This window comes from Lysobacter sp. HA35, assembly GCF_054061195.1.
The window spans coordinates 1,378,611-1,394,868 of the sequence record NZ_JBSSDY010000001.1 but is presented as its reverse complement, the minus strand read 5'-3'; the positions used below and the strand labels follow the sequence as shown (position 1 = coordinate 1,394,868).

Here is a 16,258-nt window from a genome sequence, read left to right as displayed (position 1 = left end):
TCCCGAGGTCCCGTCGAATGCGTCCGAGCACTTCCCGTGTCAGTCGTGGTTTCACGCTGATCGAATTGATGATCGTGGTCGTGGTGATCGCGATCCTCGCCGCGATCGCATATCCGTCGTACTCGCAGTACACGCGAAAGGCCAAGCGCAACCAAGCCAAGGCCGACCTCGTGGAGTACGCGGCCTTGGCCGAGCGCTTCCACACGATCAACAACTCGTATGCGAGCTTCACGCTTCCGAACACGAGTTCACCGCGTCAGGGCGGCAATCCAGCCTATACGCTCGCGCTCAATCCCACGCCGACGCAGTCCGGCTTCACGATCACTGCGACGCCTACGACCAACCAGGTCAAGGACAAGTGCGGGACGTTGAGCATCAACCAGGCGGGCGTCAAATCCCCGAACACGGGTACGCAGGCCGACTGCTGGTAAGCGGCCGCACCGGCAACAAAAAAGGCCTGCATCGCTGCAGGCCTTTTTCATTTCGATCTGGCGCCCGAAGTTGGACTCGAACCAACGACCCCCTGATTAACAGTCAAGTGCTCTAACCGGCTGAGCTATTCGGGCGGGGGCTGCATTCTAACCGACGGCGGGGAAGGGTCAACACCCACCCGCAGGTCAGGCTACGAGCAGAGGTGCAGCTGCGGCGAGTCTTCCGCTCGCGCACGCCCCGCGTTGTTCACGATAATCGCCCGCGACGCGCTTTGCCCGCACAGCTCCACGGTGAGGTTCGTGCCGCTGGCGGAACCGTTCGGGAGAAACCGGATCAGCGAACGCGCGCTGCTCGACCTCACATGGATGCGCGGGCCGACCGGGTCGCTCCGCGTCAGGACCGCGTTAGGCCGTCCGGAGCGCGCCGGATCTTCGAACACGATCCAGCCACCGTCCCACACGCCGTCCGCACGGCACGTCGCGCCGTCCGCCGTGGGGCAGACGCTCACAGCGGTATGCCGCGATATCGCTGCGAAACGTGCAGATGCGAAGTGCGTCGCCAACGTATCGGCGGCCGTGCGGATACGCGTGTGGGCGCCGACGCGAGCGAGCGACGGCAGCGCGATGCCCGTCAGTAGACCGACGATCGCGAGTGTCATGATGAACTCGATCAAGGTGAATCCGTTTACCTTCGTACGCATGGGTCCCTCCGTGGTCCGCCTAGCTTCGACGCGCCTAAGCAGTGGCTGTATCGGTCGACGCCAAAGCCGCTTGTAGGACTTTTCCCTGCCGCGCGCCGCCCCCAGATCGCGTGTTCGCCATGCCCGAGTTCCCGATGCCCGATTCCCCTGTCCGCTCTGCGTCCTCCGACGGCCGCTTCCAACTCGTCTCCCCCTATTCCCCCGCCGGTGACCAGCCGCTGGCGATCGAGCGCCTGGCGAACGGTTTCGACGCCGGCATCGCGTCGCAGACGCTGCTGGGCGTGACCGGCTCGGGCAAGACGTACACGATCGCGAACGTCGTGCAGCGCATCCAGAAGCCGACGATCGTCATGGCGCCGAACAAGACGCTCGCGGCGCAGCTTTACGGCGAGTTCAAGGCGTTTTTCCCGAACAACGCCGTCGAGTATTTCGTCAGCTATTACGACTACTACCAGCCGGAAGCCTACGTGCCGTCGTCGGATACCTTCATCGAGAAGGACAGTTCGGTGAACGAGCACATCGAGCAGATGCGGCTGTCGGCGACGAAGGCGCTGCTCGAGCGTCGCGACACGCTGATCGTCTGCACCGTGTCCGCGATCTACGGCCTCGGCGACCCCGGCGAATACCACCGAATGGTGCTGCACATGGTGCGCGGCGAGCGCATCGACCAGCGCGAGCTGATCCGCAAGCTCACCGAGATGCAGTATTCGCGCAACGACACCGAGCTGCGCCGCGGTACGTATCGCGTGCGCGGCGAAGTGATCGACGTGCATCCGGCGGAAAGCGAGAACGAAGCGCTGCGCGTCGAGTTGTTCGACGGCGAGATCGAGCAGCTGTCCGCGTTCGATCCGCTGACAGGCGAGGTCTTCCGCAAGCTGCCGCGCTACACGATCTATCCGAAGTCGCATTACGTGACGACGCGCAAGACCGTGCTCGAGGCCGTCGACACGATCAAGGACGAGCTGCGCGAGCGGCTCGAGCAGCTGTACGCGCAGAACAAGCTAGTCGAGGCGCAGCGCCTGCAGCAACGCACGCAGTTCGACCTGGAAATGCTGGCCGAGGTCGGCTTCTGCAACGGCATCGAGAACTACTCGCGGCACATGACCGGCACTTTGCCCGGCGAGCCGCCGCCGTGCCTGTTCGACTACGTGCCGGCCGACGCGTTGATGGTGGTCGACGAATCGCACGTGACCGTTCCGCAGGTCGGCGCAATGTACAAGGGCGATCGGTCGCGTAAGGAAACGCTGGTCGAGTTCGGTTTCCGCCTGCCGTCGGCGCTCGACAACCGGCCGTTGAAGTTCGAGGAGTGGGAAGGCCGCGCACCGCGCGCGATCTATGTGTCGGCGACGCCCAGCAAGTACGAACTCGAGAAGTCGGCGGGCGAGATCGTGGAACTCGTCGTACGCCCGACGGGCCTGATCGATCCGGAAGTCGAGGTGCGCCCGGTCGCCACGCAGGTCGACGACGTGCTCGGCGAGATCAACAAACGCGTCGCGATGGGCGACCGCGTGCTGATTACCACGCTCACCAAGCGCATGGCGGAGAACCTCACCGAGTACCTGACGGAGCACGGCATCAAGGTGCGTTACCTGCACTCGGATATCGACACGGTCGAGCGCGTCGAGATCATCCGCGACCTGCGCCTGGGCAAGTTCGATGTGGTGGTCGGCATCAACCTGCTGCGCGAAGGCCTGGACATGCCCGAGGTGTCGCTGGTTGCCATCCTCGACGCGGACAAGGAAGGGTTTCTGCGATCGGCCGGTTCGCTGATCCAGACAATCGGCCGAGCCGCGCGAAACGTGCGGGGCAAGGCGATCCTCTATGCCGACGTGGTCACGCGGTCGATGAAGATCGCGATCGACGAGACCGACCGCCGCCGGCAGAAGCAGGTCGAATACAACGCCGAGCACGGGATCACGCCGCAGTCGGTGGTGCGACCGGTCAAGGACATCCTCGAAGGTGCGCGTCGCGACGTCGACGAGGGAAAGGGCAAGGGCAAGAAGGCGCGCCGCGTCGCCGAGCCCGAGACCGATTACGCCGCGCTCAGCCCCGCGCAGCTGTCGTCGCGCATCAAGGCGCTGGAGCAGCAGATGTACCAGCACGCCCGCGACCTGGAGTTCGAAGCCGCCGCGAACGTCCGCGACCAGCTTCGCAAGCTGAAGGAAGCGGGTTTCGCGAGCTGAACGGCTTGCCGGCAGCAGCGGGGCTGGCTACACTGTGCGCCCCTCGCCGGGGCAGTTCACCGGCAGCGGGCGGTTAGCTCAGCGGTAGAGCACTACCTTGACATGGTAGGGGTCACAGGTTCGAACCCTGTACCGCCCACCACATACGTGGTCAGACGGCGTGATCTTCGGATCGCGCCGTTTGCTTTTGGGGCGACTGTGATCCGCCTTTCGGCACATGTCACCTCGGGCCGCGGCGGTCAGGATCCGACGTTTACAGGAGATCGTCATGAAGGCTAGGTTCGTTGTGGTGCTCGCGCTTGCCGTCGCCGGCGGTGTCCACGCTCAGGAAAGCGCTGCGCCTGCTGCTGGTGTTTCCACTGCGCCGGCCGCCGCGACCGCGACGCCGAACGAAGCGTCGGCGGTGCCTGCTGGCGTAGTGGCGGCGGCAGCGCCTGCGCCCGAGCGGAAGAAGATCTGCACCCGCGAGCGCTCGATGGGCACCAACATGACCAAGCGGGTGTGCCGCGACGCTGATGCTGTGCGGGACGTCGGTAACGCGACCCGCGACGCCGTGCAGCGGTCCCAACAAGTCGGAATCAGCGCGCCCGCGCAACAGGGCCTGTAAGCGCTTCGAGGCTGTATCTCGTCACGAGTCTCCGAGCACGGGTCTCGAACCGCTCGCGATGGTGCACGCGGTTGCGAGCGTCCCTCCTGGACGTGTTCATCCGGCACGCGGCCGCGATCAACACAGCGGTTAGCACGGCGAGCAGGGCCAACGCACCGCGAAGGCGACCTAGGTGGGTCATCGAAGGTCGTCCGGTCGGTCGCGGCATTCTTGAGGCCTGCTATGACACCCGTGTGAGACCGCGCTGAAACTTCGATGACAACGCGTCTCGGCCGCTGCATCCGCGAGGCGTTAAGCTGCGTTCCTGCTCATGCCGTTGGCGCCTGCCGACGGCGGAAGGAGTCCGATGTCCGTCCTGTCCGACCCGTTCGGTCGCACATTTCCCTATCTCAGGCTGTCGCTCACCGAGGCCTGCAACTTCCGGTGCGGCTATTGCCTGCCGGACGGTTACGTCGCGGACGGTCGCCCGGTATTCCTTGCGCGCGATGAAGTGCGTCGCCTGGTCGAGGCGTTTGCGAGCGTCGGTATGCGCAAGGTCCGGCTCACCGGTGGCGAGCCGACGCTTCGCAAGGATCTCGACGACATCATCGGCGACATCGCATCGGTTCCCGGCGTGTCGAAGATCGCGTTGACGACCAACGGTACGCGGTTGCCCACGCATGTGCGCGCATGGCGCGAGGCCGGGCTGACGTCGCTCAACGTAAGCGTCGACAGCCTCGATCGCGAGGCGTTTCACTCGATCACCGGGCACGACCGTCTGCCCGAAATCCTCGAAGGCATCGACGACGCGCTGACGCTCGGATTCGACGCGATCAAGCTCAACGCAGTGCTGCTACGCGGCGTCAGTGACGCGTCCCTGCCGTCCTGGCTCGACTACCTGCGTGACCGACGCGCGACCGTGCGCTTCATCGAGCTGATGCGCACGAACGACAATGTTGCGCATTTCGAGCGTCATCATGTGCGCGCGGAATCGATCGAACGCGAATTGGTGGAAAGCGGCTGGGTGCGGATGGTGCGTGCGTCCGATGCCGGCCCCGCGAACGAATATGTGCATCCGGATTACGCCGGCCGAATCGGTTTGATCACGCCGTATGCGCGTGATTTCTGCAGCGGCTGCAATCGTCTGCGCGTTACCGCGCGTGGCGACTTGCGGCTCTGCCTGTTCGGCGAATTCGGCGTGCCGCTTCGCCCGCTGTTGCAGCGCGAAGATGACCGAGATGCGCTCGTCGATCTCATCGCAAGCCAGTTGCGACTGAAAGCCGCCGGCCACGGCCTACACGACGGAAACAGCGGCATCACGCCGCATCTCGCATCGATCGGAGGCTGAGTGTCAGGCGAGTCCTTCCACATGGCTGACGTGCGCGGCAAGCGGCCGACGCGCCGGCGTGCTGTCGCGGTCGGTGAGCTGCATGCGGGTGCCGACGCGTATGCCGCGATCGTCGAACGCCGCCTGCCCAAGGGCGACGCAATGGTGATGGCGGAGATTGCCGGCCTGCAGGGCGCGAAGCAGGCGTCGAACCTGATGCCGTTGTGCCATCCGTTGTTGCTGGAACTCGTGCGCGCGCGCTGCGTGCCCGTGCCCGAACGACACGCGATCCGCGTCTACTGCGAAGTCGCGACGGAAGCGCGCACGGGCGTCGAGATGGAGGCGTTGGCGGGCGCGAGCGCCGCATTGCTGACGCTGTATGACCTGACCAAGCCCGTCGAGCCGGCACTGTCGATCGAAGCGGTGCGCCTGCTGTTCAAGGAAGGCGGCAAGAAGGGCTTGTGGCGGCATCCGGCCGGCATGACCGATGAGGAAGCCGCGCACTACAAGCCACGCGATGTCGCGCGGCTCGATGGCGTCGCTTGCGCGGTGATAACGCTGAGCGATCGCGTGAGTGCGGGCGAAGCGGACGACCTGTCCGGCCCCGAACTCGTCAGTGCGCTGGGAAGGCTGGGTGCGAACGTTCGCACCGAAGTGCAGCCCGATGGCATCGAGCCACTGCGGTCGCGATTGATCGCATTGGCGGACGACGGTGTGCGTCTCTGCCTGTGCACAGGCGGCACTGGCCTTGGTCCTCGCGATGCGACACCGGAAGCACTGCTGCAGGCTGGCGGTATAGAGGTTGAAGGTCTCTCCGAAATGTTCCGCAGCGAAAGCAGGCACTTCACGCCGCTGGCGTGGTTGAGCCGTGCGCGCGCGGTCCGCATCGGCGCGATGCTCGTGATCGCACTGCCGGGCAGCCCGCGTGCGGCGCGACAGGGTTTTGAGATTCTCGCACCGGTTCTCGCGCATGCACTCGCCATGATCGACGGGGCAGGGCACGCGTGATCGATTACGACGACGCGTTGCGGCTCCTGCTGGGTGTCGCGAAAGCGCTGCCGTCGCAGCGTGTCGACGCGCGCGATACGATCGGTCGGGTGCTGGCGTCGCCGCTGGTAAGCGCGGAGTCGCTTCCTCCGTTCGACAACTCCGCGATGGACGGCTTCGCGCTGCGAGCCGGCGCGAAGCCGATTGCGTCGGGTACCGAATTCGACGTCGTCGGCGGCCGCGCGGCGGGCGACGGCGTCGCGCAGGCGACGTCCGGCGCATGGGAAATCATGACCGGCGCGCGCATGCCTGACGGGCTCGACGCGATCGTTCCCGTCGAGCAGGTCGAAATTCTCGATAGCGACGAAAACGGACGCCCGCGCCGTATCCGCGTGCTCGCAACCGTTGCGCCCGCGCAACACCTGCGTCGTGCAGGTGAGGATGTGATGAGCGGCGCTACCTTCGCGGCCAGCGGCGCCGTCGTCGATCCCGCTCTGCACATGCTTTGCGCCGCGACGGGCGTGGCAACTGTGGACGTCGTGCGACGTCCACGCGTCGCGCTGATCAACACCGGTCGCGAACTCGTCGACGATGCGCGGCGGGCGCTGGAGCCGGGGCAGATACGCAACTCGAACGGACCGTTTCTCGCCGCCCGACTGGCAGCCGCCGGCGCAGAGGTCGCTGCGATGCATACGGTCGGCGACGACATCGATGAGTTTCTGGGCGCGCTCGCATCGCTGCCGGCGCACGACGTCGTCGTCAGCACGGGTGCCGTCTCGATGGGGCGGTTCGACTTTGTGCCCGATGCGCTGGCGCGTATCGGTGCGACGACGTTGTTCCACAAAGTCCGCATCCGGCCGGGCAAGCCGATTCTTGCGGCGACGCTGCCGTCGGGTGCGATGTTCTTCGGTCTGCCGGGCAACCCGGCGTCCACTGCTGTCGGCCTGCGGTTTTTCGTCGAGCCGGTACTGCGCGCGATGCTGGGCATGTCTGACGAAACGCCGGTCCATCTGCCGTTGCTGGCCGCCTATGCCAAACGCGCGCCGCTGCGCATGCACCTGAAAGCACGCGTCGTGCTGGACGAGGACGCACGTGCCTGCGTGGAGATGCTCGGCGGCCAGGAATCCTTCCGCATCCGCCCCATGCTCGATGCGAACGCATGGGCGATCGTCGATGCGGATGTGGATGCGCTGGAAGCCGGTACGCGTGTGCGCGTTGCGAGCCGCGGCCATCTCGAGCCGCTGTCGGTGATGGCATGAGGACGATCGAAATCGAACTGTTCGGCGCGCTGCGCGAGGTCGACCCAAGCGCGCGCTTGTCGATCGAGAGCGAAGCGCGCACCGTTGGTGAATTGCGGGTTGACGTCGAAGCTCTGGCTGCGGCGTGGCCGTCCCAGGCGCGTGCGTTGCTGTCGCGCTCGGCATTCGCCAGCACGACGACCGTCCTCCGCGATGCCGACCCGCTTCCGGATGATGGCCGCCTCGCGTTGCTGCCCCCGGTGAGTGGTGGCTGAGGTGGAGCGAACGCATCTCGGCATCGTCGACGCGGCAACGCGCCCGCTCGACATCGCCGCCGCGTTCGATTTCGTCGCCGGCCCCGGCTTCGGCGGCTACAACGCATTCGTCGGCCGCATCCGCGACATGAACCACGGCCGACGCGTGCTCGGCGTCAGCTACGACATGTTCGACGCTCTCGCGATGCAGCGGTTCCGCGAAATCGCCGACGAGGCGATCGCGTCGTTCGGTCCGGGCGTTCGTGTTTGGATCGAACATGCGAAAGGCCGGCTCGATGTCGGCGGCGTCGCGGTCGTAATCGCCGTCGGCACGCCGCATCGCGACGAAGCATTCCGTGCATGCCGGCAGGTGATCGAAGCCGTGAAGCACACCGTGCCGATCTGGAAGCAGGAGCATTACGAGGACGGCAGCAGCGAATGGAGCGAGGGCTGCTCGCTGTGCCACGCGCCGTGACCGTGCCATTCACCGGCATGGTTCTCGCGGGTGGCAGTTCGACGCGGATGGGTCGCGACAAGGCGACGCTCATGCTCGACGGGCGCACGCTGCTGGATCGTGCGATCGCTGTGTTGCGAGATGCCGGTGCGGCGCAGGTGCTGGTGAGCGGTGATCGCCCCGAACATCACGGCATCGCGGACATCACGCCCGGCGCCGGGCCGGTCGGCGGAATCGCAAGCGTGCTTCCCCATGTCGGTGACGGTGCGATGGTCGTGACTCCGGTCGACGTTCCGCGTCTGGATGTCGATGCGGTCCAATCACTCGTCGGCGCATTGGCCGACGCGCGCGCGGTCTTCTTCGAAGGTCACCCGCTACCGTGTGCAGTGCACGTCGACGAACGACTGCGAGCCGCCGTCCGGCAGCTGATGATCGAAAGCCCCAACGGGCCGTCGATGCGCGCATTGCATTCCGCCGTCGGGGCGATCGCGGTGCCGGCGCCGACTCGCGACGTCCTGCGCAACCTCAACACACCCGCCGATCTGGACGAAGTCACGCGATGAAGGTGCAGTTCGACACCGCCGACGTCCGCATTCGCCTGACCCGCGCCGAATTCGCATCGCTGCAGGGCGGAGCGCGCCTCGAAGCACGTATCGACTGGCCGCAAGCTCCGTGGTCGGTAACCGTCAGCGCCGCGGATACGATCGAAGTGCGCGGGCAGGGAGCCGCGGTCGACATCACCCTGCCGAAAACCGACGTCGACGACCTCGCCACACGACTCCCAGCCCGCGACGGCCTGAAGTACACGATCGACCACCCAAACGGCCTCCTCGAACTGCGTATCGAGGTCGACCTGCACGACGGCCGCGCGCGCCGGCGTTGACGCGCGCCGCGAAGTCGCCAACCATTGGGGCCTGCGCGACGACGCCGTCGCGCCCGACCCGAGGTGGCCAGCGGCAACGCCGGCCGAGCGTGCGACATGAGCACTACCATCGCCCAGCGCTGATTCCTCCGCACCGGCCATGCCGGTGCCGCATCGCCATAGCCGCTCCGCCGGCGCCGTAGTTCCGGACCCCAAATGATCGCCATCACGCTGCCCGACGGCTCACGCCGCGAGTTCGACCATCCCGTTTCCGTTGCCGACGTCGCTGCGTCGATCGGCCCGGGCCTCGCCAAGTCCACCGTCGCCGGTGAGGTAGACGGCCGCCTCGTCGATGCATCCGACGTCATCGACCACGACGCGAAGCTGCGCATCATCACGCCGAAGGATGCTGAAGGCGTCGAGATCATCCGCCACTCGTGCGCGCACCTGGTCGGGCATGCGGTGAAGCAGCTCTATCCGACTGCGAAGATGGTGATCGGCCCGGTCATCGAGGACGGCTTCTATTACGACATCTGGTACGAACGCCCGTTCACGCCCGACGACCTCGTCGCCATCGAAAAGCGCATGGGCGAGCTGATCGACACCGAGTACGACGTCATCAAGCGCGTCACGCCGCGCGAGGAAGTCATCGCGGTGTTCAAGGATCGTGGCGAGGACTACAAGCTGCGCCTGGTCGAAGACATGCCCGACGAAAAGGCGATGGGCCTGTACCACCATGAGGAATACGTCGACATGTGCCGCGGCCCGCACGTGCCGAACACGCGTTTCCTCAAGGCGTTCAAGCTGACGCGCATCTCCGGTGCGTACTGGCGCGGGGATTCGAAGAACGAACAGCTGCAGCGCATCTACGGCACGGCGTGGGCCGACACCAAGCAGCTCAAGGCCTACATCCAGCGCGTCGAGGAAGCCGAGAAGCGCGACCATCGCAAGATCGGCAAGCAGCAGGATCTCTTCCATCTGCAGGAGGAAGGCCCGGGCCTGATCTTCTGGCATCCGAAGGGCTGGTCGATCTGGCAGGTCGTCGAGCAGTACATGCGTCGCGTGTACCGCGAGTCGGGCTACCAGGAAGTGCGTTGCCCGCAGATCCTCGACGTGTCGCTGTGGCAGAAGTCCGGCCACTGGGACAACTACAAGGACAACATGTTCTTCACCGAGTCCGAGAAGCGGACGTACGCGCTGAAGCCCATGAATTGCCCGGGCCACGTGCAGGTGTTCAACCAGGGCCTGCACAGCTATCGCGACCTGCCGATCCGCTACGGCGAGTTCGGCGCCTGCCATCGCAACGAGCCGTCGGGCGCGCTGCACGGCATCCTGCGCGTGCGCGGCTTCACGCAGGACGACGGCCACGTCTTCTGCACCGAAGACCAGATCGAAGCCGAAGTGCGCGCGTTCCATGCGCAGGCGCTGAAGGTCTACGCCGACTTCGGATTCACCGACATCCAGATCAAGATCGCGCTGCGTCCCGACAACCGCCTCGGCGACGATGCGACGTGGGACAAGGCCGAGAACGCACTGCGCGAAGCGCTGCGTGCGGCCGGCGTCGAATGGCAGGAGCTGCCGGGCGAGGGCGCGTTCTACGGCCCGAAGATCGAATACCACCTGCGCGATGCGATCGGTCGCACGTGGCAGCTCGGCACGATGCAGGTCGACTTCATGATGCCGGGACGCCTCGGCGCGGAGTATGTCGACGAAGCCTCGCAGCGCCGCCATCCGGTGATGCTGCATCGGGCCATCGTCGGCTCGATGGAGCGCTTCATCGGCATCCTCATCGAGCACCACGCCGGCGTCTTCCCGAGCTGGCTGGCGCCGATCCAGGCGGTGGTCATGAACATCACCGACGCGCAGGGCGACTACGTCGACGAAGTCCGGAAAACCCTTATGGATCAAGGCTTCCGGGTCCATTCCGATTTGCGGAACGAGAAGATCGGCTATAAGATCCGCGAGCACACGCTGCAGCGCGTGCCGTACCTGCTGGTGGTCGGAGACCGCGAGAAGGAGAACGGCATGGTCGCGGTGCGGACCCGCGGAGGGGACGACCTGGGATCGATGACCATCGACCAGTTCGCCGCGAGACTGCGCAGCGAGGCCCTCTGAGGGCCCGCCTGCAGGAATGACCGGCCGTCCGGACGGCCGGTTCCACATCTGGAGACCGCAACATCAGTACGCTCGAAAAGCCGAATCGTAAAAACAGCGAGATCCGCGTCCCGCGCGTCCGAGTCATCGGAAGCGACGGCGAGATGATCGGCGTGCTCACGCGCGACGAAGCCCTCACGATGGCCCAGGACGAAGGCCTCGATCTCGTTGAAATCCAGCCCAACGCGGACCCGCCGGTCTGCAAGATCATGGATTTCGGCAAGTTCCGCTTCGAGCAGCAGAAGAAGGCCAACGAGGCCAAGAAGAAGTCGAAGCAGGTCGAGATCAAGGAAATGAAGTTCCGCCCCGTGACCGACGAGGGCGACTACCAGATCAAGCTGCGCAACATGCGCCGCTTCCTGGAGGAAGGCGACAAGATCAAGGTCAACATCCGCTTCCGTGGCCGCGAAATGAGCCATCAGGAACTGGGCCGCGAGATGGCCAACCGGATCGAGAAGGACCTGGGCGAGGACATCGTCATCGAATCCCGGCCGCGCCTCGAGGGCCGCCAGATGGTGATGATGATCGCGCCCAAGAAGAAGCAGCCGTAACGGCCGCTTCGGTTTACAGGACGGCCCGCTTCGGCGGGCCGTTCGCGTTTTGGGACGCCGGAGCTGGCCCGCTCGAGCAGGGCCGCGGTCTCCAGCCGACGACTTAGCCCAACCCACTGATTTGCACGGGATTAACGGGTCGTGCACAATACGCGGCCCGGTCATTCCGGGGATTTAGGACCCGTCACGACCGGCTCGGCCGGATCGTCGACCAACACGCCGGTATGGGCAGGACGGAAAGCGTGGCGCAAGCCACCGCCCAGCCAGTCAGAAACTCCGAACGGACATCGATATGCCCAAGATCAAGACCAATCGGGCGGCGGCCAAGCGCTTCCGGAAGACCGCTTCCGGCAAGTACAAGTGCGGCCACGCCAACAAGAGCCACATCCTCACCAAGAAGGCGACCAAGCGGAAGCGCAACCTGCGGCAGACGAACCATGTTCGTGCCGAGGACGCGGGCCGTCTGGACCGCATGCTTCCGTATCTCTGAGGAGGGCTGAACAATGGCACGAGTTAAGCGTGGTGTGATGGCGCGTCGCCGTCACAAGAAGGTCCTCGCCCAGGCGAAGGGTTATTACAACGCGCGTCGCAAGGTTTTCCGCGTCGCCAAGCAGGCGGTTACGAAGGCGCTGCAGTACGCGTACATCGGCCGCAAGCAGAAGAAGCGTCATTTTCGCACGCTGTGGATCGCCCGTATCAACGCCGCTGCGCGTCTGAACGGCATGAGCTACAGCCGCTTCATCAACGGTCTGCTGAAGGCCGGTATCACGCTCGATCGCAAGGTGCTGGCGGACATCGCCGTGCACGACGCGGCAGCGTTTACCACGCTGACCGAGAAGGCGAAGAGCGCGCTCGCGGCGTAAGAAGCAATCAGCGAAGCCCGCGCTCATGCGTGGGCTTTCGCGAGAAGCCTCACGCATGGGGAAGGGCGCAAGTCCTTCCCCATGTTCGTTTCCGCAGTCCGAAATTCGTGGTGTCTCGTTCGACGGCGCGCAGTGCACCGAACGCGATGCTCAACGGCCCGGTGGCGTGCCGCTAATCGCCCCGCCCAGCCCGCGCTGCGGGATCGATGCAACGAAGAGAGTGGTCGTCCATGAGTGACATCTCGTCGCTGACGCAACAGGCGCTCGCCGACATCGCCGCCGCCGATTCGCCCGACGCGATCGAAGCGCTGCGCGTCGCGCTGCTCGGCAAGTCTGGCAGCATCACGGGCCAGCTCAAGCAGCTCGGTACGTTGCCGCCCGACGCGCGCAAGGCCGCGGGCGAAGCAATCAACGCGGCGCGCGACACCGTGACGGCCGCGCTCGCGGAACGTCGCGTCGGTCTCGAATCCGCAGCGCTCGATACGCGCCTCGCGTCCGAATCGATCGACGTAACGCTGCCGGGCATCGACGTCGCGCGCGGCGGCCTGCATCCCGTTAGCCGCACGCTCGAACGCATCGCCGAGATCTTCGGCCGCCTCGGTTACCAGCTCTCCGACGGCCCCGAGATCGAGGACGACTGGCACAACTTCGAAGCGCTGAATTTCCCGCCGCATCACCCGGCGCGCGCGATGCACGACACGTTCTATTTCGGCGACGGTCGACTGCTACGCACGCACACCTCCGGCGTGCAGGTGCGTTTCATGCAGGAACACCAGCCGCCGCTGCGCATGATCGCCGCCGGCAAGGTGTATCGCAGCGACAGCGACCAGACGCATACGCCGATGTTCCACCAGGTCGAAGGCCTGCTGGTCGACGACCGCGCGAGTTTCGCCGACCTCAAGGGAACGCTCGTCGAGTTCGTCCGCGCGTTCTTCGAGGACGACCTCGAGATGCGTTTCCGTCCGAGCTATTTCCCCTTCACCGAGCCGTCGGCGGAAGTCGACATCGCGTGGAAGCAGGCCGACGGAAGCACGCGTTGGCTGGAAGTGCTCGGCTGCGGCATGGTGCATCCGAACGTGCTTCGCAACGTCGGCATCGATCCGGAGAAGTACACGGGCTTCGCATTCGGCCTCGGCGTCGAGCGATTCGCGATGCTGCGTTACGGCGTCGACGACCTGCGCAGCTTCTTCGAGAACGACGTGCGCTTCTTGCGCCAGTTCGCGTAAGCCGTTCTTTCGAATTCCGATGACACCGGCCGTGCGCCGGTTCGACGAGCGAGATCCCGATGAAGTTCTCTGAAAACTGGCTTCGACAGCATGTGCCGACGCAGGCCTCGCGCGCAGAACTCGCCGCGACGCTCACCGCGATCGGCCTGGAAGTCGAAGAGGTCACGCCGCTCGGCGCATCACTCGACGGCGTCGTCGTCGCGCGCATCATCAGCGCCGAGCGTCATCCCGAGGCCGACCGTCTGCAGCTCTGCAGCGTCGATGCCGGTCACAGCGAGCTGGTGCAGATCGTCTGCGGTGCGCCGAATGCGCGCCCGGGGCTGTGCGCGCCGCTTGCGACTGTCGGCGCCACGCTGCCGGGCGGTATCGCCATCAAGGCGGCGAAGCTGCGCGGAGTCGAGTCGTTCGGCATGTTGTGTTCGGCGAAGGAACTCGGCATCGACGCCGATGCGTCCGGGCTGCTCGAACTACCCGACGACGCGCCCGTGGGCGCGAAGCTCGCCGATTTCCTCGCGCTTCCCGACGCCAGCATCGAGATCAAGCTGACGCCGAACCGTGCCGATTGCTTCAGCGTGCGCGGCATCGCGTTCGATGTGGCCGCGGCGACGGGTGCACAGGTTGCGCCCCTCGACATCGCGCCCGTTACGGCCGAAACATCATCGACGCTGGCGGTCGAACTGGATGCCGGCGCCGACGTGCCGCGCTACTGCGGCCGCGTGATCGAAGGCGTGGACGCCACGCGCGCGACGCCGGTGTGGATGGCCGAACGCCTGCGTCGCAGCGGCATTCGCCCGGTGTCGTTCCTCGTCGACGTTACGCAGTACGTGATGATCGAACTCGGTCAGCCGATGCATGCGTTCGACCGCGGCACGCTGCGAGGGCCGGTCGGCGTGCGCAGTGCGCGCGATGGGGAACCGCTGAAGCTGCTCGACGGCCGCGATGTCACGCTCGATCCGCAGTTCCTCGTCATCACGGACGCCGATAGCGCGGTCGCGCTGGCCGGCATCATGGGCGGGCACGACACGCGCGTGACGGATGCGACGCGCGACGTGTTCCTCGAGGCCGCGCATTTCGCACCGAGCGCCATCATCGGCCGCGGCCGCAAGCTCGGCCTGCACACCGATGCCTCACATCGCTTCGAGCGCGGCGTCGACCCGGAGCTGCCGCGGCAGGCGATCGAATACGCGACGCGCTTGATCGTCGATATCGCGGGCGGAAAGCCTGGGCCGGTGATCGAAGCCGCGCTCGACGAACATCTGCCGCGTCCGACGCCCATCGTGCTGCGTCGTGAACGGCTTGCGCGCGTGCTCGGCGTGCGCGTGGACGACGCCGAGGTCGAACGCATCCTGGGTGCGCTCGGCCTGACGGTCGACAGCGAGCCGAATGGCTGGCGCGTCACCCCGCCGAGCCGCCGCTTCGACCTCGCGATCGAGGAAGACCTGATCGAGGAAGTCGCGCGCATCCACGGCTACGACGCCGTGCCGGCGACGCTTCCGGGCGGCGTCGTGCCGCTCGCGCCTGCCACCGAAACGCGTGTCGACGCCGCGCACCTGCGCCGGGCGCTCGCCGGTCGCGATTTCCTCGAAGCGATCAACTACGCGTTCGTCGACGCCGCGTGGCTCAACGCCTGGTCCATGCAGGCCGGCGCCGTGCCGCTCGCCAATCCGCTGAGTGGCGAACTGGCGATCATGCGGACATCTTTGCTGCCGGGCCTCGTCGCCGCGCTGGCGCGCAACGCCGCGCGTCAGCAGTCGCGCGTGCGCCTGTTCGAACTCGGCAACGTGTTCCACGCCGCTGGCGATGGCGAGGCGCCGCTGCACACGCAGCGCGTCGCGGCCGTGGCGTGCGGTGATGCGCAGGGCGAGCAGTGGAGCGAGAAGCCACGCGCGGTCGGTTTCCACGACCTCAAGGGCGATCTTGAAAGTCTCGCCGCGCTGTCCGGCGCGCAGCTCACGTTCGTGCGTTCGTCGCAGCCGTGGGCCCATCCCGGTCGATCGGCCGACATCGTGCTCGCCGGCCGCGTCGTCGGCTGGATCGGGCAGCTGCATCCGCGCCTGCAGCAGGCTATTGGACTGGACGTCGACGTGGTCGCGTTCGAGGTCGATCTCGACGCCGTGCAGCGTCGTGCGGTGCCGAAGGCTGATGCGTTGTCGCGCTATCCGTCCGTCCGCCGCGACCTCGCGTTCGTCGTCGCCGAAACCACGCCGTGGGCCGCGCTCGAGACGTCGGTTCGCAAGGCTGCTGGCCCGTCCCTGCGCGATCTCGTGCTGTTCGACGTGTACCGCGGCAAGGGCGTCGAAACGGGATGCAAGAGTGTCGCCATGGGCTTGATCCTGCAGGAGAAAAGTCGCACTCTGACCGACCGCGATGTGGATGCCGTGGTGAGCGACGTGGTCGCTTCGCTGCAGCGTGAGCACGGCGCGACGATCCGCAGCTGATCC

General features: G+C 66.0%; 17 protein-coding genes and 2 tRNA genes. 17 read left to right on the top strand and 2 right to left on the bottom strand.

Annotated elements, in window-relative coordinates; translation table 11 throughout:
• The first annotated feature begins 17 nt into the window (after positions 1-17).
• Positions 18-431: a type IV pilin protein gene (locus tag ACVWZN_RS06800; RefSeq protein WP_456953150.1), complete on the top strand. Its 414-nt coding sequence runs from the start codon at positions 18-20 to the stop codon at positions 429-431.
• Between the two features lie 58 nt (positions 432-489).
• Here ACVWZN_RS06800 and ACVWZN_RS06795 read toward each other — a convergent pair.
• Together ACVWZN_RS06795 and ACVWZN_RS06790 are read right to left on the bottom strand one after the other, a co-directional pair.
• Positions 490-566, bottom strand: a tRNA-Asn gene (locus tag ACVWZN_RS06795).
• 56 nt (positions 567-622) lie between these two features.
• Positions 623-1,132 (bottom strand): GspH/FimT family pseudopilin, encoded by a 510-nt coding sequence (locus ACVWZN_RS06790; protein WP_456953149.1) that lies wholly within the window; start codon positions 1,130-1,132, stop codon positions 623-625.
• A 134-nt stretch (positions 1,133-1,266) separates the two neighbouring features.
• On the opposite strand from ACVWZN_RS06790, the gene uvrB reads away from it, so the two are divergent.
• The 16 genes from uvrB to pheT all read left to right on the top strand — a co-directional run bounded on the left by uvrB (position 1,267) and on the right by pheT (position 16,255).
• A complete protein-coding gene (gene uvrB, locus ACVWZN_RS06785; protein ID WP_456953148.1) occupies positions 1,267-3,315 on the top strand; it encodes an excinuclease ABC subunit UvrB in 2,049 nt (682 codons plus the stop codon).
• Between the two features lie 67 nt (positions 3,316-3,382).
• Positions 3,383-3,457: transfer RNA gene (locus tag ACVWZN_RS06780), tRNA-Val, on the top strand.
• Between the two features lie 126 nt (positions 3,458-3,583).
• Entirely contained in the window at positions 3,584-3,922 is a 339-nt protein-coding gene (locus ACVWZN_RS06775; RefSeq protein ID WP_456953147.1) for a hypothetical protein, read from the top strand.
• A gap of 346 nt (positions 3,923-4,268) precedes the next feature.
• Positions 4,269-5,249: a GTP 3',8-cyclase MoaA gene (gene moaA / locus ACVWZN_RS06770; protein ID WP_456953146.1), complete on the top strand. Its 981-nt coding sequence runs from the start codon at positions 4,269-4,271 to the stop codon at positions 5,247-5,249.
• Complete coding sequence (gene moaCB, locus ACVWZN_RS06765; RefSeq protein ID WP_456953145.1) at positions 5,250-6,236, top strand: bifunctional molybdenum cofactor biosynthesis protein MoaC/MoaB; 987 nt, start codon at positions 5,250-5,252, stop codon at positions 6,234-6,236.
• A complete protein-coding gene (locus ACVWZN_RS06760) occupies positions 6,233-7,474 on the top strand; it encodes a molybdopterin molybdotransferase MoeA (protein WP_456953144.1) in 1,242 nt (413 codons plus the stop codon). The genes moaCB and ACVWZN_RS06760 overlap by 4 nt, the downstream gene beginning before the upstream one ends.
• Positions 7,471-7,728: a MoaD/ThiS family protein gene (locus ACVWZN_RS06755; RefSeq protein WP_456953143.1), complete on the top strand. Its 258-nt coding sequence runs from the start codon at positions 7,471-7,473 to the stop codon at positions 7,726-7,728. The genes ACVWZN_RS06760 and ACVWZN_RS06755 overlap by 4 nt, the downstream gene beginning before the upstream one ends.
• Positions 7,721-8,182 (top strand): molybdenum cofactor biosynthesis protein MoaE, encoded by a 462-nt coding sequence (locus ACVWZN_RS06750; RefSeq protein ID WP_456953142.1) that lies wholly within the window; start codon positions 7,721-7,723, stop codon positions 8,180-8,182. The genes ACVWZN_RS06755 and ACVWZN_RS06750 overlap by 8 nt, the downstream gene beginning before the upstream one ends.
• Complete coding sequence (gene mobA / locus ACVWZN_RS06745) at positions 8,179-8,724, top strand: molybdenum cofactor guanylyltransferase (protein ID WP_456953141.1); 546 nt, start codon at positions 8,179-8,181, stop codon at positions 8,722-8,724. Before ACVWZN_RS06750 ends, mobA begins: the two co-directional genes overlap by 4 nt.
• A complete protein-coding gene (locus tag ACVWZN_RS06740) occupies positions 8,721-9,044 on the top strand; it encodes a DUF7009 family protein (protein WP_456953140.1) in 324 nt (107 codons plus the stop codon). The genes mobA and ACVWZN_RS06740 overlap by 4 nt, the downstream gene beginning before the upstream one ends.
• 195 nt (positions 9,045-9,239) lie before the next feature.
• Positions 9,240-11,138, top strand: coding sequence for a threonine--tRNA ligase (gene thrS, locus ACVWZN_RS06735; RefSeq protein ID WP_456953139.1), 1,899 nt, complete (start codon positions 9,240-9,242; stop codon positions 11,136-11,138).
• Between the two features lie 62 nt (positions 11,139-11,200).
• Complete coding sequence (gene infC, locus ACVWZN_RS06730; RefSeq protein ID WP_081672163.1) at positions 11,201-11,728, top strand: translation initiation factor IF-3; 528 nt, start codon at positions 11,201-11,203, stop codon at positions 11,726-11,728.
• A gap of 292 nt (positions 11,729-12,020) precedes the next feature.
• On the top strand, positions 12,021-12,218 hold the full coding sequence (gene rpmI, locus ACVWZN_RS06725; protein WP_027083463.1) for a 50S ribosomal protein L35: 198 nt from the start codon (positions 12,021-12,023) through the stop codon (positions 12,216-12,218).
• Positions 12,219-12,231: 13 nt separating this feature from the next.
• Positions 12,232-12,591 carry a 50S ribosomal protein L20 gene (gene rplT, locus ACVWZN_RS06720; protein ID WP_027083464.1) on the top strand — a complete coding sequence of 120 codons (360 nt, stop codon included), beginning with the start codon at positions 12,232-12,234 and terminating at the stop codon, positions 12,589-12,591.
• A 230-nt stretch (positions 12,592-12,821) separates the two neighbouring features.
• Entirely contained in the window at positions 12,822-13,817 is a 996-nt protein-coding gene (gene pheS, locus ACVWZN_RS06715; RefSeq protein ID WP_456953138.1) for a phenylalanine--tRNA ligase subunit alpha, read from the top strand.
• A 59-nt stretch (positions 13,818-13,876) separates the two neighbouring features.
• Entirely contained in the window at positions 13,877-16,255 is a 2,379-nt protein-coding gene (gene pheT / locus ACVWZN_RS06710) for a phenylalanine--tRNA ligase subunit beta (RefSeq protein ID WP_456953137.1), read from the top strand.
• Positions 16,256-16,258: the final 3 nt, after the last annotated feature.